Source organism: Hugenholtzia roseola DSM 9546, assembly GCF_000422585.1.
Classification (GTDB): domain Bacteria; phylum Bacteroidota; class Bacteroidia; order Cytophagales; family Bernardetiaceae; genus Hugenholtzia; species Hugenholtzia roseola.
Genome location: NZ_KE383884.1, coordinates 71,191 through 96,797, shown reverse-complemented (window position 1 = coordinate 96,797; position 25,607 = coordinate 71,191). Strand labels below are relative to the sequence as shown.

The window sequence follows — 25,607 nt, the reverse complement described above, 5'->3', positions numbered from 1 at the left end:
ACAGCCAAATCTGCCAAAACCTGCCAAAATCCATCAAAGTAGGATAGCCTATTGCCCTTCTTATTTTTCGTACCTTTGTCCTATCAAGCAGAACATCTTAACTTTAAAAACAAAAAAATGGAACAAAATCCTCCTTGCCCTGCCTGCGCCTCGCCTTATAGTTACGAAATGGGCGGACGTTGGGTCTGCTCAGAATGTGCCTTCGAGTGGCAATCAGAGAGCCAAGATTTTCAAAATGCGCAAAATCAGGAACTTGTAGTAGGCTTAGAAGTCAGAGATGCCAATGGAACGCGCCTCGCCGATGGCGATTCGGTGATAGTGGTCAAAGATTTGCCCGTCAGGGGTGCGCCTAAGTCAATTAAGGCGGGTACAAAGGTCAAAAATATCCGTCTAACCGAAGGCGACCACAATATAGACTGCAAAATAGAAGGTTTTGGCTCTATGGCTCTCAAATCGGAATTTGTAAAAAAAGCATAGCAATTTTTGGGTTAAATAAAAAGCCTTTGCCTTGTGCAGGGGCTTTTTTCCACCAACAAAATCTTTATTTTTGCGTATGATACTCATTACAAACAAACCCTACGCGATAAATTTTACGCTTTGTTTGGTGCTGATTTTCAAATACTTACAAACTAAAAAACTTTATTCAACCCATGATTATTGCCAATCCTATCTATGATGTTGTGTTTAAAAAGCTCATGGAAAATGAAAAAGTAGCCAAGTTTTTTATCGGAACGCTTTTAGAAGAAACGATAGAAAGCATCGAATTAAAGCCACAAGAATATACCTACAAAGGCGAATTGGAAACGAGCGAGGGCATCGAGGCGGCAGAGGCGCGTTTGCGTCAGCGATTTTCCATTTGGGTCTATCGTCTTGATTTTATAGCAACGATTCGTACCCAAAGCGGCGAATTGAAAAAGGTTTTGATAGAAATTCAGAAGGCGAAAAATCTAATAGATTTGATGCGTTTTCGGAACTATTTAGCCGAGCAGTACAAAAAAGAAGATAAAATAGATAATGAAAAAATTGAACTTCCTATCACAACGATTTACATTTTAGGGTTCAAATTGCCTGAAATAGAAAGTCCTTGTATCAAAGTAGAGCGCAATTATCGTGATTTAGTTCATAAAACTACGTTGCACCAAAAGAGCGATTTTATAGAAAAGCTCACCCATGATAGCTTCGTGATTCAGGTAGAACGCATTACCGACCGTTACCAAACGCGCTTGGATAAGTTGCTTAGTATTTTTGAGCAGCGCAATTTTACAGACGAGAAAGAAATTACAAAAAACTATGTTTATAGTCCAGACATAGAAGAAATGAAAACGATAACTGAAATTCTGCACTATGTAGGCACAGACCCCAAAGAGCGCAAACAAATAGAAATAGAACAAGAGGCTTGGCGCAGTGTTAGTGCCATGTTCGAGGAAAAAGAACGGCGTTATCAGAAAGAGTTGGAGGCACAGCGCAAAGCCTTAGCGGAGAAAGACCAAGCCCTAAATGAAAAAGATAAGTTGATAGCCGAGCTAATGAAAAAATTAAACCAAGATAAAAAATAAAAAACCAAACCCACGATTCTAATCAAACCCATAATTTCAATCAGGGGCAAAAAAAACAAACCCACGATTTTAATCGTGGGCAGTTTCCTATGTGGTTTCAAAATTAGGCGTTCATCAAATCCTCTATTTCTTCTACTTCAATTGGAATATCGCCCATGAGGTCTTGGTAGCCATTTTCTAAAACGACGATGTCATTTTCTAAGCGAACCCCGATACCTTCTTCGCGAATATAAATGCCCGGCTCTACGGTAAAGACCATGCCTGCCTCTACTTTTTTATGAAAAAAGCCGTAATCATGGACATTGATACCCAAAAAATGCGACGTGCCATGCATAAAATAGCGTCTGTAAAGTGGATTTTTGGGGTCTTCTTGTTCTACTTCGTGTTTTTTGAGCAGACCCAAACCGATAAGCTCGGAAGTCATCAGTTTGCCTACCTCTTTTTGGTAATCTGCGATAAGCGTACCCACGCGAAGCATCTTTTTTGCCTCATTTTTCACACGCAAGACGGCATTATAGACCGCCTTTTGTCTATCCGAAAAACGTCCGCTGACGGGTATGCAGCGCGTCATGTCGGAGGCGTAGCCTGCATATTCTGCCCCTACATCTAAAAGCAACAAATCGCCTGCCCGACAAGGCTTGTTATTGCTTACATAGTGTAGCACACAAGCATTTGCACCCGAAGCAATGATAGGTTCGTAGGCAAAACCGCGCGAGCCATTTCTGATAAATTCGTGCAAAAGTTCTGCCTCAATTTCGTATTCCATCACTCCCTCCTTGACAAAGCCAAGCAGACGGCGAAATCCTTTTTCTGTAATCTTGCAGGCTGCCGCTATGGTATCAATTTCTTCTTTTTCCTTGCAGGCACGCACTTCCATCATCAAGGGCGCAAGGCGTTTGTAGGTATGCAGTGGAAAGGTTTTCTTACAAAAACTGATAAAACGGGCATCACGCGTTTCTACTTCATTGCTTTGGCGCAGGTGTTCGTTGGTATTGAGGTAGATATTTTCCGCCTGAAAGACCAAAGTGGGGAGCAGCCCTTCGAAGTCTTTTGTCCAAAGTACAGTGCTGATGCCTGATTGTGCAGTTGCCGCTTCTTGGCTATATTTTTCGCCTTCCCATATTGCAATGTGTTCATCTGTTTGGCGTACAAAGAGAATTTCGCGATACTTTTCTTCAATCGCATCTGGAAATAAGACTAAAATGGTTTCTTCTTGTGCAATACCTGTCAGATAATAAATGTCGGAATGTTGCACAAAGGGCATTGTGCCGTCTGCGCTGGTGGGCATGATGTCGTTGGAATGAAAAATCGCAATGGAATTGGGGGCTAATTTTTGGGCTATTTTGGCTCTATTTTTAATAAAGAGCGTATTGGGCAGTGGAGTATGTCGCATGTTTTGTTTTTTATAGAGATAGTGAGTAGGGAGATAGCAAAAGGAAAGATGCAAAGGTGCAGTTAGTTTTTCTTTACAAAAAGCGCGACCGCCATTTGTATCACCATGCCGATAAGCCACAATTTAGAGGCTTTGTCTAAGGCTAAGGTTAGGGCAGTAGTTTGGGTGAGGTCTTTTTGCGCTGCCGCTACAAATTCGTCAGAATAGTATTCGGGTGCAGCCTTTTGCGCTTCATTTAGGTAGGCTACGACCATTTCTTTGTAATCGGTCAGGATTTGAGGAAAAAATTGCAACCAAATCCATAGCAAAACGCCATAAGAAAGACAGGTAACAAGGTTTGCCGTCAAGCCAAAACTAATCGCTTCTACGCCTTTGAGCTTGCCTGCCTTGTGTTTTTGGCGAAAGCCATACATGCCCACAAAAAGCAGAATCGCATAGATAGGCAGGTATAAAAATTCATATTCCCGAAAAGGCGACTGACCCAAAATTTGCAAAAAAAAGGCATAACCGAAAATGCCTGCCGCCATCTGCAAACCCGTTTGGGCGGCTTTCAAAAACAATAATTTTTCCATAGAAGGGGAGAAAGAAAAGAATAGTTTTGCCTTTTTCGGGCGAAAGCAGGCAGAGCGTTACCGTCTGCGAGTATTTTAGGCAAAATTGCGACTTTTTTGTCGTTTTTCAAAATATGCGCCGTTTTTGGCTTGCGATTGTAGCAGGGTTTTTATTTTGATACAAAAAAGAAAAGCCTATGCACAAGGGGGCATAGGCTTTTGGAAAGAAAAGACAGAAAAAAAGGTCGGCTTGTTCAAATTAGTCGCGTGTGCGAATGATAGTAGTGCCACCTACCCAACAGCCTACGCTGATGCTATCGCCCACTTTTAGTTTGGCAATAAAGACCTCTTCTTTCGAGGGGAACTGCGCCTTGTATTTTTCATACTTGCTCATATTGCCTCCTTTTTGGTACATATCGCAAGCGGCTAAAAAGATAGCGCGTTTTTCTACGGCATTTTTGCCATCTTCCATACAAGTTTTGTAAGTAGACATATACATATCGCCTACCAAAGAATAGGCTTCGCCTGCCAAACTGCCGTCTGCGTTAGCGGCTTTAAGGGCGTAGTCGCGTGCTTTGCCGTAATTTGATTTTTGGAAAAGTAGTTTGCTTACCATCATAAGCGTTTTGCCTTTCTTTTCGCCTGTGTCGGCTTGTGAAACGGCTTTTTCATACCAACCTAAGGCTTCGTTGAGGTTATCTTGGCTCAAATAAAGCGTACCGATAGTTTCAGCCAAACCGTAGGTAGGTTCTTTAGCATATAGTTTCACTAAAAGTTCAAGCATCAAAGGGTCGGTCGTACATTTATTGTCGCCCAAAAGTTTGATGACGATTTTGGTCAGGTCAAGGTCTTCGGGTGCTTCTTCCATCTGTGGCACATATAGGTTTTTGATTTCCTCGCAGGTCATGGGGAAATAGACCGTAGCCAAATCGCGCAACTTATTGATACCAAACTCCTGCCATTTTTTCTTTTCGGCTTCGTCTGTGGCTTTTGCCTGACGCGCCTTTGCAAGCTCTACAAGGGTATTGTAGGTGCTTTTGAGGGTTTCATTCGTGATTTTTTCGGCTTGGAAAGCACGCCCTGCGGCATCAAAATAGTAAATTAGGTGCGCCTGCGAATAAAACTCCGATTCTTTGTTGATTTTATGATTTTGGGTATAAAAGGCATACATTGTATCGAGTTTGGCGGCATCTTCTACCCACATAAAATAAGCCTTGTCTGCAAATTTTGCATAGAGTTCATCTTCGGGATAGAGTTTGTTTTGGAGGCGCATCAAATAAAGTTCTTCTATGCGCTTCATATATTGGGCGCGTGCCTGATTGTCGCCTGCTTCTTTGGCTTTATCTGCCAAGCCGTCGTATGCTTTTTCTGCCTTTATGTAAAGGTCGCGATTGAGTTTGGGTAGTTTTTCCAAAAGCCACTCGGCATGTTTGACCGCTTCCTCGAAATTGCCTGCATTTACCTCGTCGGTAAGAAGGGCGTATTTTTCACGTGCCAAGCCGGGCTGGTCGCAATCGTCCCATTTGGCATCTTGTCCGAAGGTTGAGAGTTGTGGTAGGCTTAGGCTCATTGCCACAAGCAAGACGAATTTCCACAAGGTCTTAATTTTCAACATAGTTCTTTGGGGTTGATAGGTTGGAGATAAAATGAGAAGGCGCAATGAAGCCACCTTTTATATAATTTTTTGGGTCTTTGTGAATCTTTTTTAAAGGGTAGCAGGCACTTTCACCTGGCTTATTTTCTAAAATCCAAAAGCGTGCCTTATTCGATTTTAGGGCGTACAAACCAGCGGTCGGTGATATTAAGCCCTACGCCAAATCGTAGATAACGCTCTTCTATCAGCGAGCCTTTTCCTCTTTCACCTGCCACAAAGGAGAGATTAAGGGCAGAAAAGCCTTTGTTGGCGGCTAAGGAAACGCCAAAGCTAAGGTAGCGGTTGTCAATTTGTGTGCCTTCTATCAAATAGGGCGTTTTTTCGGTGCTAAAACCCAAGCGGTAGGTACTACGCGAAAAGCGGTTTGTGCTGCGCACGTTGGGCGTAATTTCGCCCCCGATACAGATTTTTGTGGCTAAGGCGAAGTTTTCTACCTTGCTCCAATCCTGCCTTTCATAATCTACGCCAAAGGCAAAAGCCATCGGACGTGCCAAAGAAGCCGCATCAGACGCACCTCTTTGTATCGAAATGCCGCCTCTTATTTTTTCAGGAACGAGCAAATCACCTCTCAATTCCTGCCGCAAAGTATCGGTATCGATGGCTGCCCCCGAATTGATTTTGCGCTGGAAAGCCTGAAAGGTAGTGGTATTGAGCTGATTTTCAGGTTCATAGCTTGCGCCAATATTGAGGACGATTTTCTGTTTGGGAAGGAGCGAAAATTTGTAGTGCAAACCCAATTTGAGGTGTAAGTCGGAATAATTGACGCGCTCTAAAAGTTCGACGATATAAAGATTTCCGGGGTCATCTAAAATAGATTGCATTTCGTAGCGCGTTGCACCGAAGTTGTAGTTGGCTTGTATGCCCAAAGACAAATTTTCTATGATTTTAAACCCCTGTGCCAAAAAAAGCTGACTCACGCCGCCGCGCCCCTGATAGATGTATTCGGCAAAAGTCGGTGTTTGGGGAATCAGGGCTTTGGTTGCGGTCTTGTAATTGATGTGGCTATAAGGTTGAAAGCCTAAGGCTATCGACCAACGCTGCTGTATAACGGGAAAGGCTAAGGTCAGATACTGCACATTGGCAGCAAAGTCGGTCTTGCGCACCTGATTGCCGTCTTTTAGCTCTTTGTATTCGCCTCCAATTCCGATGTCGAAGGTAGTGAGGCGGTTGTAATGCAAAGTAGCAGGGTTTTGCAAATTGATTTGCGTTTGGCTAATCCAACTGACTCCCATGCCGCCCATTCCTTGTTGGCTAATGTGGTAGTGGCTCACCAAATCGCCCAATCCAAAGCGGGAGTAGGGCGATTGTGTAAGTTGCCCAAAAAGTGGCAACTTCCCGACCAAGACAAAGCAGAGCGCACAGAGGGCTACCCATTGTGCTTTTTTTCGCTGACTTTTTAAAAAATAGAAGCGCGTTTCTGACGTGTTTTTCAAAGATGTGTGCATAAAGAGGTAAGTTAGGCAAATGCCACCCAAGCCATTCAAACAAAGAGAGTCAAAGTGCGTTGGGGTTTTCTATCGGCAGCCCAATTTGATGACAAGTATAATGATATAATCCGTAAAAGAGCAAATCGTAACAAAAAGAAAACGCAAGTTTGCCCTGCGCAAGGGCAGGAAAAGAACTTGCAAAGATGCTATTTTTCGCCATATTTTCAAAAAAAGAGGTATCGCCCCCACAAAACAAGACCCTTTCTATCCCTTCCTTTTGGTAATAAGATTGAATTTGAAACCCAATTTCGCCCAAAAGCCCCTTCAAAACGCCCGTTACAAGGCTGCTATGCGTATCCACGCCTATATGTTGGAGATGCCATTTTTCCCAAAAGTCTGCTTCCTTTTGTGCTGCTTCTATCAAAGGCAGAGCCGACACCAAGGGCAATTTGGCGGTAAAATGCGCAAGGGCGTTCCAGCGCATTTGCAAACCCAAGCTAATACTGCCGCCGCGATACACGCCTACTTTTTGTGACTTTTCAGTTGCTATCCTATCGAGCAAATCGTAGGTAATGCACGTGCCTGCATCTACAACCAGCACTTTTTCATTCGGGTAGAGATAATCTGCACCCAAAACCCCTGCCAAGCGGTCTAAACCCAAGGTGTGAGGCGTTTGGTAGCTTGTTTGGATAGGCAGCGGAGCGTCCGCCTGAAAGGGCAGCCATTTAAAACCCAAACTCGAAAGGGCAGTTTCGAAGTCCGCTTCAAGCCTGCGTACAGTGGAAAATACGCCCACTTCTATTTTCTCTTTTGCACAAAAACTTTGAAGGGCAGATAGAAAGTCGGTCAAGTTTTGGTGCTGAAAAAGGGGTTGAAAGCCCACAAGTGCCTTTCCCGCCTCCGTTTTTCTTTCGAAAAGAGCCGCCTTTGCGCGTGTGTTGCCAATATCTAAGGTTAGGATTTTCAAAACGTTTCGGCTTTTGTTTTTTTGTAGGGATAAGCCACTGCCTTTTCCCTATCTTTGCTTTTGGTCTAATACGCAGGGTAGCCTACTTTTTGCTGCAAAGCGGCGTTGTTGCAACGATAAAAGTCTTAAATGCACCCCACCCCAAACCCCCAGTGATGTTAAATTCTAAAAATTAGATTCAAATGTAGGGACAAGGCATTGCCTTGTCCGCAGTGAGATTGAAATAAAAAAGGACTTTCAGACCCAAAAATAGGGGTCAGTCCAAATTTTATTTCGTGTCAAATTTGATAAAACAAGGCTTTTTACAGAACTTAACATTACTGCCCAAACCCCTCCCCCAAAGGGAGGGGCTGTTATTCGGTATCATTTTTTTGCATTTATGCAAAAAAAAATGATTTGGTTTTCGAACCCTCCCCTATGGGGGGAGGGCAGGGTGCAGTGAGGTTAAATTCTAAAAATCGGAGTCAAATGTAGGGACAAGGCATTGCCTTGTCCGCAGTGCGATTGAAATAAAAAAGGATTTTCAAACCCAAAAATAGGGTTCTGTCCAAATTTTATTTCGTGTCAAATTTGACAAAACAAGACTTTTTACAGAACTTAACATTACTGCCCCAAAGGGAGGGGCTGTTATTCGGTATCATTTTTTTGCATTTATGCAAAAAAAAATGATTTGGTTTTCGAACCCTCCCCTATGGGGGGAGGGCAGGGTGGGGGTTCAGGAAGCTTGTGTGAAGCACAAAACCCCGTTTTTTGACCTTCTGACCGCTGTAAAAACGCCCTGCAAAGCGGCTTCGAATAAATTTTTTACACAAAAGAAAAACCACAAGCACAACCTTTTTCAAGAACGCCTGTTGGGAAAATTCTTGTTTCGCTTGTGCTTGTGGCTTCTAAAAGATAGGCTCGAAGATAAGCTCGAAGATAGGTTCGAAGGTTCGCTCGCAGTGCCGCATAACTGCTTTATTTCGCTCTGCGCTTTCTTTCGTTTTCGTCTAAATAAATCTTACGCAAGCGCAAAGATTTAGGCGTAACCTCTACATATTCATCTTCTTGGATATATTCCAACGACTCTTCAAGCGAAAACTTGATAGGAGGCGCAATGCGTGCCTTGTCGTCTGAACCCGAAGCACGCATGTTGGTTAGCTTTTTAGATTTGGTAACATTAACTACCAAATCGTCCATGCGCGTGTGTTCGCCGATAACCTGACCCATATACACGTCGTCGTTGGCTTCGATAAAAAATCTGCCTCTATCCTGCAATTTATCCAAGCTATACGCAAAGGCATTGCCGCCTTCCATCGCGATAAGAGAGCCGCTGATTCTGCCTCTAATCTCACCTTTGAAGGGTTGATATTCTAAAAAGCGGTGTGCCATGATAGCCTCGCCTGCTGTGGCAGTCAAGACCTGATTGCGCAAACCGATGATGCCACGCGAAGGAATGTGGAACTTCAATATCATGCGGTCGCCTTTGGGAGTCATTTCGAGCATCTCGCCTTTGCGTTGCGTAACAAGCTCGATGACTTTGCCCGATACATTTTCTGGCGCATCAATCGTAAGCTCTTCCACAGGTTCGCACTTCTGACCGTCAATCTCTTTGAAAAGCACCTGCGGCTGTCCTACCTGCAATTCATACCCCTCGCGGCGCATAGTTTCTATCAAAACTGCCAAGTGAAGTACGCCTCTGCCATAGACCAAGAACTTATCCGCCGAATCGGTTTCGATAACGCGCAAGGCTAAGTTTTTTTCCATCTCCTTTTCCAAACGCTCTTTGATGTGGCGTGAGGTAACAAATTTGCCTTCTTTTCCGAAAAAGGGCGAATCGTTGATGGTGAAAAGCATCGACATCGTAGGCTCATCAATGGCAATAGGCTTCAAGCCTTCGGGGTTTTCTCTGTCGGCAATCGTATCACCAATTTCGAAATTCTCGATGCCCACAACGGCGCAAATTTCACCTGCTTCTACACGCTCTACTTTGCGTTTGCCTAAGCCGTCAAAAATATAAAGTTCCTTAATTTTGGTCTTTTCGGTACGTGAGCCGTCGCGTTTTACCAAACTAACAGGCTGCCCTTCTACCAAAACGCCACGCGAAAGACGACCGATAGCAATTCTACCGATATAAGCCGAATAATCCAAAGAGGTAATTTGTAGCTGTGGCGTACCTTCTGAAACCGTAGGCGCAGGCACTTCTTCCAAAATCGTATCTAAAAGATAGCTAATATCGTTGCTCGGATTGCGCCAATCCGCGCCCATCCAGTTTTGTTTGGCAGAGCCAAAGACGGTCTTAAATTCCAACTGCTCCTCGGTTGCGCCCAAATTGAACATCAGTTCGAAAACGCTTTCCTGCACTTCTTCGGGTTGGCAGTTCAATTTATCTACTTTATTGATAACCACAATCGGTTTCAAGCCCAAGTCTAAGGCTTTTTGTAGTACGAAGCGCGTTTGGGGCATCGGTCCCTCGAAGGCATCGACTAAAAGCAGCACACCATCTGCCATGTTCAAGACGCGCTCTACCTCGCCACCGAAGTCGGCGTGTCCAGGGGTGTCGATGATATTGATTTTGGTGTCTTTGTAGGTTACGGCTACGTTTTTGGCTAAAATCGTGATGCCACGCTCGCGTTCCAGTTCGTTGTTGTCCATAATCAACTCACCGGGTTGTTCATGCGACTTAAAAAGGTTCGCATGTAAAAGCATTTTGTCGACCAATGTCGTCTTGCCATGGTCTACGTGAGCGATAATCGCTATATTTCGCAAATTTTGCATAAAAGAGTGCCTTACGGTTCATTTTTTTAAGGCTGCAAAATTACGCTTTTTTTTCCAAATCGCTTGTTTTAGAGATTAAGAAACCAAAAACTTTTTGTTGGGCTGCCAATTTTATACAGATTTCGCCTCTTTTTCCAATTTGTTACATTTTTTCTAACGCTTCAAAAAGCCGTATTCATACACTTTAAGGGCAATTTTCATAGCCAAGATGTCCAAATGATGGCGCAAGTGGTTTAAAAGTGTATGATAAGTTTCATCTTCGCTGCTGCTATTCATCTTGCCTTTCTGATTACGCCCCTGAAAATAAGCGCGAATATCGTAAAAAGAAGCATTGACATTTTGGTGTGGCTGCGCCTGATAATATTTCCAAAGTTCTCTTCCTGCGGCTAAGGTTTGGGTCGCTTCTTTTGAAAATACTAAGGGTTTTTGTTTGTTTTTTTCTATTTTATGAAATAAATCGGTGCTAATATTGGTATCGACCTTACCTGCTAAGTATCGCGCCATAAAATCGCTTTCGAATTTGGCAGGTGCTTCTACTTCTTTTTCTGTAAAGGGAATCCAATGATTTGTACCATATTTAGATTGAATGTTATTTTTAAATAACGTATAAACCAAACAGTCGTGCTGAAAAATTTTATCTTCCTCCCATTCGGGGTTTGGGTGCAAAAATTGGTCGCGGTCGTTTAGCCAAGTGGCTGCTATACATTTGCGAACCGCAAAATAAACACAAGCAACCAAGACATTTTTCTGATTGATAAAAAACTGCCCTGCTGCCTTGTTGTAAATCATCTGGTGGTGATTGATTTGGATAGCGTTTTGGTGTTGAAAATCATTTCCCATAAAGGGAAACTTGCCAATGAGTTGATTTTTTGACACGTCGGCGCGATAAGGTTTCACCCAGTCATTGATGTAATCGCCATTTGCATAAGATTCAATATTTTTATGACCTATTTGTTTGCCTTTTTTATCATATACTTCTGCTACAATGTGTTCAAATTTTTCTTTTTTGGCAGTGTCCCAAATGAAAAAACCAATAGGAAATTTGCCCTTTACATTGTCGAAAGTATCGGCAGGCATGACAAAGAGTTTTTCTAATCGTGCTAAAAAATGCGTGCGAAAATTGATAAAATGTTGTCCCTTTAAAATTTTTAAAGTAGAAAAATGTGCGATTATACAATCGGGAATTTCTTGGTAGATGCGAGTAAGAAATTGCGCAAACAGTTCTCTATTGCCCTGCCCTAAAAGGTTTGCATATTTTTCATTCGTTTTAGATTGTTGTACCGACTTTTTGGCTAACCTTGTGAAGTCTTTGTTTGGGGCTTCCGCATAAGGGGGATTGATATAAATAATAAGTTTTTTTCTTTTGTTTGGATTGTTTAAAACTTCCTGCAAATTTTGAGGTAGTTTGCTAAAATCATCATTTAAAAAGTCAAATTGAAAAACTTGTTGTTCTAATAAGTTTGCACCATTTTTGATACGGTCGTGCATCACATCTACGTCTTGTTTGTCCAAAGTAGAAGCCCAAATGTGGTATTTATTAGTCAAACCTGTTAATAAATTACCCGTTCCTGCTGCACAGTCCCAGATGTAATATTCGTCCTGCCAATCTTCGCCTAATAGGTCTGATAGGTATTTTTGTGAAAGCTCTACCCACATTTGGGGCGTAAAAAAACTACCCTTTCGCTCCCTAATATCCTGCGGCACAAGCAAATCTCTACGTGCGACAATGTAGTCCCAATAGGCTTCGCTTGGCGGTCTTTCGTATTTGTTCCAAAATTGGGCGTGTGCTTTTTGTTGGTCGTTGAAGGCAGTTTTTCGCGAACTAAACATGCCGAGTTCGTCAATTTTTCTGTCTAATTCATAAATATTTTGTCTAAGTAAAACGAATAATTTATCTTTTAAAGTTTCGTTTTCTTTTGAAAGCAAGTCGGCTAAATAAAAATCGCCATCGATGATGCCCACTTTTTGCGTCAAATCCCAGTTCACCGCAATCGTAGGTTTTACGGTTTTGAGCCATTTATTGTAAATAGAAATAAAGTTGTTTTTGTCTATTCTTATTTTGGCAAGTTCTGACCTATCGGAAACAAAATTTTGGGCAATAAACTTTTCAAGTTCTTGATTATCAGCTTCATAGTAAAACAAAAAGGTCGCCTTTTCGAGTGTATCTTTTACTTTTTTGTAAATTAGTTTAAACTCCTTTGTGTCGTAATTTGAAGGCGTAACGTTCCAATTAAAATCATTTAGATAGAAAATATCCTGAACTTCATTGTATGGAATGAACGCAATTTTTTCCGCATCAAAAGCCCCTAAAAAGGCAGGTGGCAGGAAAATATCGAAAGTTCGCGCCTTTCCAATGGTGAGAATAAGTTGGGTAAGGGAAAGAAGTGGGTCGGCAGTGCCTTTTTTTGCCTCTGCCCAAAGCAGGCTCTGTGCCTCAAAAATGCTGGGCAAATCCTGCCGCAATAGCACACAAAAGTCTATATTGCCCACAATGCGCGTGCAATCGTAAGGAGCAAAGTACGTTTCTGCAACCTTATTTTTAAGCTCTTCTTCTCTAATTTGTGAATATTTCATTAGATTTTGTGCGTGTTTTTTGTAGCAAAAAGCAAAAAGCGAGGAATTTTTCAGCCTTTCTTTCCCCTACAAAAATAAGAAAAAAACTACACTTTCAAATAAATTTTCGCCCTTTTCAAACAGATTCTAAACGCCTTCTGTGTTAGAAAGTGCGCCTTGATTTTATTTTTTTATCTAAGCTACGATTTTTTTTGGATTTCCCTTTTTTTTATCTTATCTTTGCGCTATGAGACGCGGTCTATCCTTTTTATTGCTGCTTTTAGTTCTGCTTTTACCGACGGTAAAAATGGCAACTGTCGTTTCGTTTCAAATGCGACAAGCCTCAATAGCCGCTCTTTTGTGTGAATTTCGCAATCAGGAGCAAAACGGCTGTCAGGGGCATTGTTATTTGCGTCGCCAACTTGAAAAACAAAGTGAGCAAAATCAGAAGTTAGTAGAAAATTTAAAAATTAGTTTTGTAGAATATTACGACTTTGAAAAAATAGAAGTTCCTGCTGTATTGCCCATTTTTTATTCCAATCAAGTGGCAGAAAAAGCAAAAACCTCTTATCATTTTAGTTTAATTACAAACGAAGTAGGGCAAATTTTTAGACCTCCCATTGCCTAAAAGGAAACGCAGTTGTTTCCCTCTTTCTCACCCTTATTGAACTTTCTTTTGTCAGCTCTACTGTTGTCAGACGGCTACTTCTGCCTTGTTTAGCCTAAAAACAGTGCGGCTTGGTGGCTTTTCGCTGCCCTCCTTTGCTTTTGTTATGGTGCAGTATCGGCTTGCTGATGCGGCTACTGCCTTCTTTCTTGCTCGTTTTATGCCTACTTTAAAGTTGGAAAAAACGAATACGTCCTTTCTTTGTCTTTATTTTCAATTATTATGTTTATCTAATCTCATTCAAACCATTTGTTTTATGTTACACAAACTTTCTTTCTCATTCCGCACATTTTCTCTACTGCTCACCTTGCTTTTGGTGGCTTGTACTGCCTGCGACAAAAACGAGGACGCGCCTGCACCTATCAATCCCAACGAAAAAGGCACAATGCGTTTCGAATTTGACAATGTAGTCGGCGAAGAAAACCTACAATTAGGTACAACGCGCTACCAAAATGCGCATGGTGAAGATTTCACCGTTACGCTATTGAATTATTATCTTTCTAATTTTGTCCTCATTGACGAAAAAGGAAATGAGTACGTCGTACCCCAAGAAGAATCATACTTTTTGGTGAAAGAGTCAGATAAAAATTCACAGTTTATTTCAATTCCTAATGTGCCTGCGGGCAATTACAAGTCTATTCGCTTCATGGTAGGCGTGGATAGCCTGCGCAATACGATGGATTTGAGCCGTCGAACAGGCGTTTTAGACCCTGCTAATAACACAGGCGAAGACAAAATGTATTGGAGTTGGAATTCGGGTTACATCTTTTTCAAGATGGAAGGCATGTCTTCAAAGGCTGCACCAGACCCGAATGGCGAAAACAAATTCCGCTACCATATCGGCGGTTTCGGTGGTTATGAATCGCCTACTATCAACAACATCAAAACCGTAACCTTGAATTTGGGTGCAAAAGCGGCGGAAGTTCGTCAGAATCAAACACCACTTTTGCATATTACAGTGGATTTATTAAAAGTTTTTGAGGGTACGCATCAGGTACGCATTGCAGAAAATGGAACGGTTATGTTCAGTCCTTTTTCTACTAAAATTGCCGATAATTATACCAACATGTTCATGTTTCACCACATGCACAACGACTAATTGTTGGGATTAAATCAGTATCCAGACCCTATTAGCCATCTATAAATCGCTAATAGCGGTCTGGTTTTCTAACACAATTTTTTCTAATTTCACAAATGAAAAAATACAAAGTTATTTGTCTATTTTATCTGCTTTTTTTTCTTTTCGCTTGCGAAAGTGAAAAAAGCATAAAGCCCAAAATAGAGATGCAAATTCCTGCGCATTTCCCCAAAATGGACTACGATTTGAGCCAAAATCCTATCACGACCGAAGGCTTTGAATTGGGTAAGGCTCTTTTTTTTGAAGGAGATTTATCAAGAGATGGCACAATTTCTTGTGGAAGTTGTCATATTCCAAGTTCCGCTTTCACCCACCATGGACACGATTTGAGTCATGGCATCGACGACAGATTGGGCAGGCGCAACACGCCCGCGATTATGAACTTGGCTTGGCACAATAGTTTTTCTTGGGAAGGCGGTGTACGTCATCTGGACTTATTTGCGATTGTTCCCATCGAAACCGAAGTAGAAATGGACGAGGAACTTCAACATGTATTACAAAAAATTCGTCAGAACCCGAAATATCCTCCTTTATTTGAAGCGGCTTTTGGCACAAAAGAAATAACAACAGAATTATTTTTAAAAGCACTTTCGCAATTTATGTTGGTAGCTGTTTCGGCAGATACCCGCTATGATGCTTACTTTTTGGGCAATCAGCAGGCTTTAAACGACACAGAAAAGGCAGGTTTGGCACTTTTTGAACAGAAATGTGCGCCCTGTCATCAAGGTACGCTTTTTTCGGATTTTGCCTTTCGCAACAACGGACTTGCGCCTAAGCCGCGCCCCGATAAGGGAAGAAGTGAAATTACTTTGAATCCCGAAGACGATTTTAAGTTCAAAACGCCCAGCCTACGCAATGTAGTCCTAACTGCGCCCTACATGCACGACGGCAGGTTTTATACCCTTAGAGAGGTATTGCGACATTATAGAGAAGAAGTGCAGCCGCTCCCCAATTTAGACCCTTTGTTGCAAAAAGAGGACGGCACTTTGGGGCTTGCCCTTACTGCGGAAGAATCGGAGCTAATTATTGCTTTTTTGCAGACGCTCACAGACGAAAACTTTGTACGAAATCCACTCTTTGCTGAATAAAACAAACATATTTCATAAAATTACATGAAAAATAATACTTTAAAAAAACGAATGTATCCTTTGTTTTTCTTGTTCTTATTGTCTTGTGTCGGATTTTTGCCTTTTCAAAATCTTGCTGCCTGCGATTTGTGTGGCTGTGGAGTTGGGGGGTATTATGTAGGCATGCTGCCACAATGGAATCAGCATTTTGTGGGTTTGCGCTACCGTCAGGCGAGTTTTGATTCGCATTTGGGCTATGGCAGACTCTTCGAAACGAAGGAAAATTTCCAAACGGTAGAGGCTTTTTTTAGGTTGTATCCGCATAAAAAAGTTCAAGTTTTGGGTTTTATTCCCTATCAATTTAATACTCAAATTACTTCTTCCCAAACCCTTTATCTACAAGGTTTGGGCGATATTGTACTAACGGCAAATTATGAAATCTTCAAAAAAGAACACCTTTTAAAAGGCGACTCTACCCGAATTTTAAAACAAGAATTGCGACTTGGAGGCGGCATCAAACTCAAAACAGGAGCGTACCGTTATGATGAAAATGATTTAGAGGCAGTTGCAAATCCTAATTTTCAGTTAGGCACTGGAAGTTATGATTTTCTTGGCAATCTGATTTATACACTACGTTGGAAAAATACAGGCTTACAAGCAGATATAAACTATAAAATCAATACAAAAAATTCTCAAAACTATTTGTTTGGAAACCGCATTAGTGGAAATTTGATGCTATTTCAAGTTAAAAATTTTAAATCATTTGGCATCATGGCTTATGCAGGCACTTATTTCGAGCATAGCGCACACGATAGGCTTGATGGGCTTGTCAATCCCGATACAGGGGGCAATCTTTTGGCAGGAAATTTGGGTATCAATCTCTATATCAGGCAGTTATCGCTGGGTGCTTTGTACCAAAATCCTTTGTCGCAGCACTTAGCCAAAGGGCAGGTAAAAGCCCATGCACGTTGGCAGATACAATGTACTTTCCAATTTTAGATAAATTTAAAACTCTTTTATAAATTTTCGTTTCCTATTCCTATTGCCTCGATAAAGGCAGTAGGAATAGGGAATTTATATTTTTCAACTTAGAAAGCGAAATTTTTAACACAATATCAAATAAATTTAGCCATTTCCATTTGCAACTTTTGTGCTTCTTGGGCGGCGGCGGCGGCAAAATTTTCGCTCGAATCGGCATAAATGATTTGTCGGGAAGAATTGATAAGCAAGCCTATTTCGGCGGTGAGGGCGGCTTCTACCACGCTCGCAAGTTCGCCTCCCTGCGCCCCTACGCCCGGCACTAAAAAGAAAGAATCGGGAGCTAATGCTCGCAAAGCCTGTAAGTGTGCTTTTTGGGTTGCGCCGACAACGAACATAAGTTGGCTCGGATTTCCCCAACTTTGTGCTTTTTTTATCACATTTTCATACAAAAAATCGCCATTTTCTAATTTTTGTAACTCAAAATCGGCTGCCCCTGCATTAGAAGTAAGCCCTAACAAAATTGTCCATTTTTCGGAATAAGCCAAAAAAGGTGCGATTGAATCATAGCCCATGTAAGGCGCAACGGTAAGGGCATCTACTTTCATTTGCTCAAAAAAAGCACGTGCATATAAATTAGAAGTATTGCCAATATCGCCTCTTTTGGCATCTGCAATCTTGAAAACTTCGGCAGGCAGCATCTCGAAAGTGGCATGCAGGATTTCCCAGCCTATTTTACCCAAAGCCTCATAAAAAGCTGTATTGATTTTGTAGCTTACCGCAAAAGGTAGCGTTGCTTCTATAATTTTTTTATTAAAGTCTAAAATAGAATCGGGCGTAGGCGCGTAGTGCTTCGGAAGTTTGTATAAATCGGTATCTAATCCTACACAAAGAAAAGATTTTTTAGCATGAATTTGCTGGATAAGTTCGGCTTTTTGCATGGGAAAAAGAGAAAATAGTTAGATAAGTGATTTTATTCTTCCCCTTCGTCATTCAGACCACCTTGTAAGGCTTGCAAGACTTCTAAGATAAAGACCATATCATAGTAAAGTCGCCAAGCGGCGCGGTAGCGCAAAAAAGAGCGAAAGGGATTGACGGAGAAAAAGTTTCTGTCCATTTTGAGCGCGACATAGAGCTTGTTCTCACGCAGGGAAAGATGCACGTCTTTGCCTGTTTTTTCTTTTAACTGTAATAATTTTTCTTTAAAAGTAGGATTCAGAAAAGGACGCGCCAAGATGGGTTTGTGTGCATAGACGACAAACTCTTTTGAAAACTCGCGGTCGTAGAGGCGCACCTTTTTTAGGTTGCGTCTGAAATTGTATAGCTGTATGGTTTCGCCTAAAAGTCCGAAATACTTTTGATAGCGATTAGAAAGAATAATCATAGGCGTAGGCACTTCTTCGGGCAAAGTGGCTACCAGAAAGATGCCATGAAAAATCGTCTTCCAAGCCGATTTTGCCGTTTTGGTACGTGCCTCAAACTGCTCATAGGCGACCTTTATTTCCGAAAATTCTACCTCGAAATCGCCAAAGTTGCCGCTGATGTAGTCATCTCCTTTGTAGTAGTCGGGGCGTTGTAGGAAAATACGTGCCTGCCGAAAATGCTCGTACTCGACGAATTTTTCGGCTTCATAGTTAAGCCCTTCGTCCATAAATTGCACGATTTGAGAAACTACCGTTTCTTTGTATTGCGCCCCCAAATCTTCCCTACGTGAGAGCCAATACGTACCATAAGCACCTGCGGCAATCCAAGCAATTACCAAAAAAATACCAATTCCCCACGATAAATAGTTATTAAAAGAATAGGCTACGCCCAAAGTAAGGGTGCAAAGTAGCATCACAAGCAACAAGACCCCTGCCTGCATCTTGATGCGTTTGCGCCTTTCTTCCTCCAAAAGGGCGATGTCGTCTTCTAAGGAGGCAAAAAAATCTTTAAATTCTTCTAAGGTCTTCATCGAAAAAGGGAGATTAAATCTAAGTTACAAACCAACATAGTTTGAAGGCGAAATTTGTTTGAGTTCTTCTTTTATCGCCGTTTCCACTTGCAGGCTTTCTATAAAATCCTCAATCATAGCCTTTTCTATGCGCTTTCCTGTGCGCGTTAGCTCTTTGAGGGCTTCATAAGGTTTGGGGTAGCCTTCTCGCCTCAAAATGGTTTGGATAGCCTCTGCCACTACTGCCCAGTTATTTTCTAAGTCTTGCTCAATTTTAGCCTCATGTAGTTCTAATTTTGATAAGCCTTTTAAAATAGATTTCCAAGCAATAAGCCCATGCGCCAAAGGTACGCCGATATTTCGCAAGACGGTAGAGTCGGTTAGGTCGCGTTGCAGACGTGAGATAGGCAGTTTAGCCGCCAAATGTTCTAAGATGGCGTTGGCAATTCCCAAATTTCCCTCTGCATTTTCAAAATCGATGGGATTGACTTTGTGCGGCATGGCAGAAGAGCCAATTTCGCCTGCTTTGATTTTTTGTTTAAAATAATTCATAGAAATATAAGCCCAAATATCTCTACAAAAATCTATTAAAATCGTATTCAAACGCTTGTAGGCATCAAAACGTGCCGCCAGATGGTCGTAATTTTCTATTTGGGTTGTCCAAAGGGCGCGTTTTAGCCCCAAATTATTTTCTACAAATTGCTGTGCAAAACGCTGCCAATCCAGTGCAGGATAGGCTACCACATGGGCATTGAAATTACCCGTTGCCCCTCCAAATTTAGCCGCAAAGGGGACTTGCTTCAAACTTTGTAACTGCTGCCGTAGGCGGTAGGCAAAAACTTGTAGCTCCTTTCCCACGCGCGTAGGCGAAGCAGGCTGCCCATGCGTATAGGCAAGCATGGGGACATTTGCCCAAAGATTCGCAAAATGTTCTATTTGTTGAATGAGCTGTTCTAAAAAAGGCAGCAATACATTTTGTTCGGCTTCTTTCAAAAGCAGGGGCGTAGCTGTGTTGTTGATGTCTTGTGAGGTAAGTCCGAAATGGATAAATTCCTCGTATGCTTCTAAGCCCAATTTTTTAAAACGCGCCTTTAAAAAATATTCAACCGCCTTTACGTCGTGATTCGTTGTTTTCTCAATTTCTTTGATTTCCAATGCTTCCGCTTGCGAAAAGTCCTGATAAATTTGCGAAAGCAAACGCTTTTGTTCGGTAGAAAGCAAAGGCAATTGAGGCAGCGAAAACTCACAAAGGGCGATAAAATATTCCACCTCTACCAAAACGCGATAGCGAATGAGGGCATATTCTGAAAAATAGGCATTTAGTTCGCCGCTTTGTTGTGCATACCGTCCGTCGATGGGTGAAAGCGCGTATAGGGCAGATACAGAATCGGATAAAGACATAAAAACCGCTTTTGCTTGTGTTGAAGAATAAGAAACCAAAAGGCAAATATAAGCGAAAATCTTGGAGATAAGGTGAAAAGGGCTAAAAGAATAGCCGAAAAAGGGCTGTTTTTACAAAGGCGCGAATGTAGGGACAAGGCAATGTCTTGTCCTATGCCCCAAATCCTAAGGGTCTTGAAGACCCTTAGGGTTTAAGTCCAAATTTTATTTCGTTTCTAATTTGACAAAACAAGTTTTTTTACAGAACTTAACATTACTGGGAAAAGGCGGGGCGCATTTGGCGAACTTTTCCTTTTGGCGCATAAAAGTACAAAAAAAGGGTTAGTTTTTTTTCTAATCAGATGTGCCTGTAAAATATTTTGGTAGAAAAGCCTTTTGAAATTAGAAAAAAGCCACAGGGCGAATTTTTTATTTTTGGCTCAAAATTACATAGCGGGAGAAAATAAAAAAAAGAAGGGAGCGCGTATTTTTAGCAAGCAAAAAGAACTATTGAGGTTAAAAAGTGTAGAAACAACGATTTTGAGATTGAAGAAAAGAAAAAGAAGCTAAATCAGACAAAAATTTAGGAACTGTTTGCATAAATTGGCTATCTTAGCAAAATCTTTTTAGCAAAATCTTCACCGTAGAAGCTCTTTGATTAGGCGAAAGGAGGCTCGAAAATAAAACCTTCGCTCTGCCTTTTATTTCAAAGTGCAAAACGAAGGTAATTATTTCTGCTTTCTTTTGAGAAAAGCGCGAGTAAGTGGCTTAGAAAATAGCCCTACCTAAGTTGGCTTAGATAGTGATTCTGCCGCTATCTGCCCAATAGATGCGCTCGAAGCACTGGGTAAGCAAGTTGAGGAGTTTTTGCTTGTCAGAATCGGTCATCTCTTCGAAAAGGATACGGTTAGAGTCGCGACGCAAAGGCTCGATTTTAGCCAAAAGTGCTTTTGCTTTGTCGGTGAGTTCCAAACGCTTACGACGCTTGTCGTCTTCGTCGCGTGTCTGTGTAATCAAATCCTTTTCTACCAAAGAGTGGATAAGGTTCGTTACATTAGGGCGTGAAACGTTCAATGCGTCTGCAATGTCAGAAGCCAAAACGCCATGATGCAAGTTGCGCTCGCGGCTCAAAGGGATATTGGGGTCATTTTTGATGTAAAGCAAAATGAGCCACTGTTGGGTAGTAAGACCAGCTCTGCGTGTGATGTTGCTGCTTCTTTTCAAAATTTGTGAAGCGAGTTCAATCACGCCTAATACGATTGATTCTTCTTTTGTTGAGTTCTGAGACATAACCAATGTGAATTAAGAAGTTTGAAAAAGTTTATTTCAAATAAAGGGGTGCTGTGTAGAACTTTCTACAATGCAAACATACTGCTTTATCAAATAATATACAAGTATAAGCGCAATTTTTTTTCTATATTTCTGCTAAAAAGCGGTGTGTAAGAGGAAAAAAAGCTACTTTTTTCGCTATTTTATCGTTTTTTTCAAAAAAACTTACATGCAAGCGATAAATAGACTAAAATATTTCGCCCCAAAAGCCTACTTGGGGAGGGGGAGATGAAAAATTAGGATTTGATATGAATAAAAAAAACTAAAAACCTAAATAGTAAAGCCACGCGGAGCGGCACTTTTTAAGTAAGCAAAACGCCAATATTTGCCTTTTCAAAGCCCCCAACTGCATAATAAAGCGATTTTAGACCTGTTTTTTTGTTTTTTTGCCGTTGGGAAAGGCGGTTTTTTTTTAGTTAAAAAATTAGAAAAGGCAGCTCTACTTTTTCGCCGCTGTGCCTAAAACTTTTACACAGGGGCTTTGTTTTTAGGATTTTTTGCTTTTCTGGCAGGCAAAAGGTAGGGCAAAGAACTGTGTTTTTTTGTGTATTTTCTTTAAATTTGCTCAAAAAATCTGCATTTTTCGCCTCGCCAACTGTTTTTCCTAAGAAAAAAAAGCCTGTTTTTTAAACCGTTTTCTTTTTTGCGGTCATGTTAGTTTTTGGGTGAAATTGCATTTTTTTTTACAGCCAAAAAAGGCGTAATTTTCTGTTTCTGTCTATGAAAACCTTTGTTTTCAGTTGTGTAGCTCCCTAAAAAGTCCTACAAAAAAGTTCCCCTTTGCCACAAGAGCCTAAGAAAAGCCTTTGTAGGGGTGCGAGAAAAATGAGAAAAAAAGAATTTTTGTGTATCTTTGCCCAAAACTTAAAAGCGACTGATAAGTCCCTTCTCACTTTTATTGTGTAGTCAAACCTCCTTCTCACTCCTGATTACTTTTCACTTTTCAAAAAGATTTGGCAAATGCGAATCTTTTGCCCTTAGCTCTTGTGCCACTTTTTAGGCAGGCATTGGCTTTGTTTTTTGAAAAAAGAAGTGAAAAAGTGCCAAACTATTTGTGTTTTAGCAAGTTTTTAGATAACTTCGAGTTGTTTTTTCACTAATCCCATTCCTTTACCTAAAAGCGCATTATTTTGTCAAGACTTGATATTTATCGCTCGCTTCTGATGGGTATTACAAATGCCGCTTTCGTAGGGCTACTCGCCTGCCCTTTATTTTCGCAACATACGCCCTTTGGCGTGCGTAGAATCGAACCCTTCGAAACAGAAAAAGAGGCACTTGGACACAATAAAAGTGAGGCAATGCCCTTGCTTTCAGAAGCGCAGGCGGCGGCACAGATACGGAAAAAAATGCAAAACAGGGAAGAAGAGGAACTTAAAAATTCTTTGTCGCTTTTTTTTCTTCACTACCCCAATTCCGTACAGGCAGAGGCTCTCAAAAAGGAAGCGGCAGATTTTTTCTTTCGTACCCAGAATTATCGTCAGGTCGTTTTCTTATTAGAAGACCTAAACAAGACCAGACGTGTGATGCGCCCCGAAGACGAAAAATTGAGGTTTCAGTTTGTCTATTCCCTCACAAAAATTGAACGCTATCGCGAGGCAATTCAGGTGGCGCGAGAAATGCAACAGCATTGTCAGACCCATTGTCCCGACTTTGCCTACTATTTGGGCGTTTCTTATTACAAATTGCAGCAGTATGATTTGGTAGCAGAGGTGATGAAGCAGGCGAAGGAAAAGCCTAATTATGTGCAGAGTGCCAATGATTTGATACTCGATAGCCATCTGAAAGCCAAGAACGAGGAACAGTTGGTAGAAACGCTTATTTCTTTTATAGAACAGAAAGAGGTTTTCGATAAAAAGCACTACTATATCGCCGCTAATTCGCTATACAACAAAAATAAATGGACGCAGGCAGCGGATTTTTACCAACGCTATTACGAGCGATTGCACCAAACAGACCCCCAGCGACGCGAAGTTGCCTTTATGATAGGAAATTGTTTGTTGCAAGATGCCCAAAAAGAGCAGGCGCAAGGCTATTTGCAGCAGGTCGTTCAGGAGCAGGTGCAGGATTCGCTTACCCAAGTGGCATACTACCACTTAGCACTTATCTATCAGCAGGAAGGGCAAAAAGAAGCGGCTTTGGATATGTATAAGGGTGCTTATCATATCCGTCTTGAAAATCAGGAAACCTCGCGCATTTGTCAGGAAAAGGCATTGTATCATATCATAAGCCTCTATCAACTTTTGGGCAACTACGCCCAAGTGAAGCAGGGCGCAGATGAATATTTCCAACTCTTTCCCACAGGTTTTTATTGGACAAATATCAAGAAAGCCTGGTATGAAGCCTTTTTCAAAGAAGACGAAGTATTGGCTTTGAAAAGTTTGCAGCGCGAGGTAGTAGCGCAGCCCGAATTACAGCAACTATTACAACAATATCTGACACTTTTGGGCGATAAAGCCTTCAATCAGGGTTTTTATAAAAAGGCTTTGGGTTATTACGAACTTTTAGAAAGAGAGCCGCTAAAAGAGCCAAGCCGTTCAGAGTTGTATTTTAAAATGGGGGTTTCCTATTTTTTACAAAATTTGCAGGATAGGGGCGCAGAGATAGAAAAAAGTCTTTATTATTTCAATAAAATAACCCTGCCCTATTATCGCGATTATAGCCGCTATTATTTAGGGCTTGCCGCCTTTAATGCTAAAAATTATCAGGCAGCAATCGGGCATCTATCTGCCTGTGTTGGCTCTACTGAATTTGACGACAAACTTTACATCAAGGCAGAGGCGGAACTGTTGCTTGCCGATTCTTACACCGCAACCGTCAGGCAGAGCGAAGACTTCGCCTTCGAGCAGGCAGAGTTGCACTACAATCAGGTCATCGACCAGACGGCTAACACCTCGACAAATGAGGGGCAGTATTTGCAGGCGCAGGCTTATTACCATTGGGGCAGATTGCTTTATTTTGTGCAAAAAGACGAACAAGCGTTGCGGAATTATTTGTATGTGGCACAAAATTTTAACAAGACCCCCTTCGGCTTCGACGCGCTTCTCGATTACGTGCGTTGTTGTAAAGATTTGGGCGTAGGGCAGCCACAAGACAAAATTCAGTTGATAGAGGCTATTCAATTTGCGACTAATTTTATCAATACCAATAGCCGTCATCCGCGCATTTTAGAGTTGGTGTTTTTGCGATTGGAGGCTTATTTTGTGATAAATGAATCAAAATACGATAATTTGGCGTGTGAAGATGTCCGCTACATTTTGGAACGCGCACAACCCAGCGACAAACTCTATAAAGATGCCTTTAATTACGGTCAGCAGCTTGAAAATGGCGATATAAATTGCACTGCCCTCGATGCCTTGCCTACTTTGAAGGAAGAAGCCCGAACAGAAGAAAAAGCCCTATCTATGGCAGAAGAAGCCAGCTATCTTTCTGATTATGAAAGGATTTTGGCTTTATATTCGGTATCTACAAGCGATTTTGTGTTGAAGGCGCGTAATTTTTTAGATTACCACCAAAAACAAGACGAGGCAAGCCTGCATCTCCACTTACTTGTTGCGCAGGTCTTGTTCCATAATGGCAACTTCCAAACCGCAAACGCGCATTGGGCAAAGGCAGAGGCGGCGAGCGAGCAGGTGTCGGATAAACTAAGCAGCCTCAAAAATTACGTGGCAGGGCAGGCAGCTTTCCACAAGGGCTTCTTCAAAGATGCCTTCGACCACCACCAAGCATACATGGCAAGCCTCAATATCGGGGGGGCTGTGGTAGAGCAAGATGCTTACCTACAAAGTTTGTATTTTATGATACTGCTTTGCAATAAAATGAAAGACCGTACCGCTATGTTGCAATACATAGAAGAACTTGAAAGTAGAGTAGGCTCGAATAGCCCTGCCGTTGCGCTTTACAAATCTTGGTATAAGATGCGTTTTGAAGACATTTACGGCAGCGATTTTGTCCAAGAAACGGAGGCGATTTTAAATAATGCGCCCGATTCGCCCCATTTAGCCGACCTCTATGATGTAGCCTTTGAAATGTTAGACTACAAAGGCTTTGATGAGCAGGTTGCCAGAAATGCTACCTCAAAGAAGACTTCCCTGAATCGCAACCTTCGCATAACCGCTCTGCTTTGGCTCTATAAAGTACGATTCAAACAAGGCAATCAGGAAGATAGTGCTGAAAAGTATCTCAAACTTTTAAAAGAAGAGGAACTTTCCGAGCGCGAAAAAGAATGGATAGGTGAGGTGAAGTAAAAAGGTTTTCCGA

18 protein-coding genes are annotated in these 25,607 nt (G+C 41.7%); 7 read left to right on the top strand and 11 right to left on the bottom strand.

The genetic code is table 11. From position 1 onward, the window contains the following. Positions 1-117: 117 nt before the first annotated feature. On the top strand, positions 118-477 hold the full coding sequence (locus tag G500_RS0117230; protein ID WP_027003462.1) for a zinc ribbon domain-containing protein YjdM: 360 nt from the start codon (positions 118-120) through the stop codon (positions 475-477). A 173-nt stretch (positions 478-650) separates the two neighbouring features. After that, positions 651-1,556 carry a hypothetical protein gene (locus G500_RS23955; protein ID WP_051203789.1) on the top strand — a complete coding sequence of 302 codons (906 nt, stop codon included), beginning with the start codon at positions 651-653 and terminating at the stop codon, positions 1,554-1,556. Positions 1,557-1,659: 103 nt separating this feature from the next. Here G500_RS23955 and G500_RS0117215 read toward each other — a convergent pair whose 3' ends face one another. The 7 genes from G500_RS0117215 to G500_RS0117170 form a co-directional block, all read right to left on the bottom strand. Beyond that, positions 1,660-2,949, bottom strand: a complete 1,290-nt coding sequence (locus tag G500_RS0117215) for an aminopeptidase P N-terminal domain-containing protein (RefSeq protein ID WP_027003461.1) — start codon at positions 2,947-2,949, stop codon at positions 1,660-1,662. Between the two features lie 62 nt (positions 2,950-3,011). Next, positions 3,012-3,521, bottom strand: a complete 510-nt coding sequence (locus G500_RS0117210) for a DUF4199 domain-containing protein (protein ID WP_027003460.1) — start codon at positions 3,519-3,521, stop codon at positions 3,012-3,014. Positions 3,522-3,759: 238 nt separating this feature from the next. Then, positions 3,760-5,115 carry a hypothetical protein gene (locus tag G500_RS0117200; protein WP_027003459.1) on the bottom strand — a complete coding sequence of 452 codons (1,356 nt, stop codon included), beginning with the start codon at positions 5,113-5,115 and terminating at the stop codon, positions 3,760-3,762. Between the two features lie 146 nt (positions 5,116-5,261). Continuing rightward, positions 5,262-6,599, bottom strand: coding sequence for a BamG family beta-barrel-assembly machinery protein (bamG, locus tag G500_RS0117190; RefSeq protein ID WP_154657209.1), 1,338 nt, complete (start codon positions 6,597-6,599; stop codon positions 5,262-5,264). 49 nt (positions 6,600-6,648) lie between these two features. After that, a complete protein-coding gene (locus tag G500_RS25220) occupies positions 6,649-7,548 on the bottom strand; it encodes a type III pantothenate kinase (protein ID WP_051203787.1) in 900 nt (299 codons plus the stop codon). 957 nt (positions 7,549-8,505) lie between these two features. Beyond that, positions 8,506-10,305: a translational GTPase TypA gene (gene typA / locus G500_RS0117175; RefSeq protein ID WP_027003456.1), complete on the bottom strand. Its 1,800-nt coding sequence runs from the start codon at positions 10,303-10,305 to the stop codon at positions 8,506-8,508. Positions 10,306-10,458: 153 nt separating this feature from the next. Further along, on the bottom strand, positions 10,459-12,879 hold the full coding sequence (locus tag G500_RS0117170) for a hypothetical protein (protein ID WP_027003455.1): 2,421 nt from the start codon (positions 12,877-12,879) through the stop codon (positions 10,459-10,461). 226 nt (positions 12,880-13,105) lie between these two features. On the opposite strand from G500_RS0117170, the gene G500_RS0117160 reads away from it, so the two are divergent. From G500_RS0117160 to G500_RS0117145, 4 genes are all read left to right on the top strand, one after another. Continuing rightward, positions 13,106-13,486, top strand: coding sequence for a hypothetical protein (locus G500_RS0117160; RefSeq protein WP_154657208.1), 381 nt, complete (start codon positions 13,106-13,108; stop codon positions 13,484-13,486). Positions 13,487-13,781: 295 nt separating this feature from the next. Continuing rightward, the gene (locus tag G500_RS0117155; RefSeq protein ID WP_051203831.1) at positions 13,782-14,624 is read left to right on the top strand and encodes an MbnP family protein; all 843 of its coding nucleotides are present in this window, start codon (positions 13,782-13,784) and stop codon (positions 14,622-14,624) included. A 95-nt stretch (positions 14,625-14,719) separates the two neighbouring features. Beyond that, the gene (locus G500_RS0117150) at positions 14,720-15,751 is read left to right on the top strand and encodes a cytochrome-c peroxidase (protein ID WP_027003451.1); all 1,032 of its coding nucleotides are present in this window, start codon (positions 14,720-14,722) and stop codon (positions 15,749-15,751) included. Positions 15,752-15,775: 24 nt separating this feature from the next. Beyond that, positions 15,776-16,729: a hypothetical protein gene (locus G500_RS0117145; RefSeq protein ID WP_051203785.1), complete on the top strand. Its 954-nt coding sequence runs from the start codon at positions 15,776-15,778 to the stop codon at positions 16,727-16,729. Positions 16,730-16,845: 116 nt separating this feature from the next. Here the strand turns inward: G500_RS0117145 and pyrF are convergent, their stop codons facing one another. The 4 genes from pyrF to G500_RS0117115 all read right to left on the bottom strand — a co-directional run bounded on the left by pyrF (position 16,846) and on the right by G500_RS0117115 (position 21,311). Beyond that, positions 16,846-17,649, bottom strand: a complete 804-nt coding sequence (gene pyrF, locus G500_RS0117140; protein ID WP_027003449.1) for an orotidine-5'-phosphate decarboxylase — start codon at positions 17,647-17,649, stop codon at positions 16,846-16,848. A gap of 32 nt (positions 17,650-17,681) precedes the next feature. Then, on the bottom strand, positions 17,682-18,662 hold the full coding sequence (locus G500_RS0117135; protein ID WP_027003448.1) for a DUF3137 domain-containing protein: 981 nt from the start codon (positions 18,660-18,662) through the stop codon (positions 17,682-17,684). 24 nt (positions 18,663-18,686) lie between these two features. After that, on the bottom strand, positions 18,687-20,042 hold the full coding sequence (gene purB / locus G500_RS0117130; RefSeq protein ID WP_027003447.1) for an adenylosuccinate lyase: 1,356 nt from the start codon (positions 20,040-20,042) through the stop codon (positions 18,687-18,689). 774 nt (positions 20,043-20,816) lie between these two features. After that, positions 20,817-21,311: a MarR family winged helix-turn-helix transcriptional regulator gene (locus G500_RS0117115; protein WP_027003446.1), complete on the bottom strand. Its 495-nt coding sequence runs from the start codon at positions 21,309-21,311 to the stop codon at positions 20,817-20,819. Positions 21,312-22,480: 1,169 nt separating this feature from the next. Here G500_RS0117115 and G500_RS0117085 point away from each other — a divergent pair. Next, on the top strand, positions 22,481-25,594 hold the full coding sequence (locus G500_RS0117085) for a tetratricopeptide repeat protein (protein WP_154657207.1): 3,114 nt from the start codon (positions 22,481-22,483) through the stop codon (positions 25,592-25,594). The last annotated feature ends 13 nt before the right edge of the window (positions 25,595-25,607 follow it).